The 401-nt window shown below is 55.1% G+C and carries 1 rRNA gene; it reads left to right on the forward strand.

The features are described 5' to 3' along the window. Positions 1 to 108: ribosomal RNA gene (locus tag IU448_RS28580) — 16S ribosomal RNA — on the forward strand; the annotation flags it as partial. Positions 109 to 401: the final 293 nt, after the last annotated feature.

The raw sequence follows: 401 nt of genomic DNA on the forward strand, positions 1-401 counted from the left end.
CCGGTGGCCTAACCCTTGTGGAGGGAGCCGTCGAAGGTGGGATCGGCGATTGGGACGAAGTCGTAACAAGGTAGCCGTACCGGAAGGTGCGGCTGGATCACCTCCTTTCTAAGGAGCATTCTCCACGGACACCCGAAGAGTCGGGATGGTAAACGTCTTGTGGCAGAGCCACTTCGGAAACGAATGTTTTCCGGTGGTGCTCATGGGTGGAACGCTGACATGCGCCGGCAATCGCTTCGGGTTTCTTGATTCGAGGTCGCCGGATTTGAAGTAGTCAACACACTGTTGGGTCCTGAAAGAACAGGCGTTCTTTCCAGGCAATAAACATGATCTGCTCGGATTTTCTGAGATACTGCCGGCTTGGTCGGTGAGTCCAGGAGTTCGGTTCGAGTGGGTGTGTT

The sequence above is a fragment of the Nocardia flavorosea genome, from assembly GCF_015477805.1.
In the GTDB taxonomy this organism is placed as follows: Bacteria; Actinomycetota; Actinomycetes; order Mycobacteriales; family Mycobacteriaceae; genus Nocardia; species Nocardia flavorosea_A.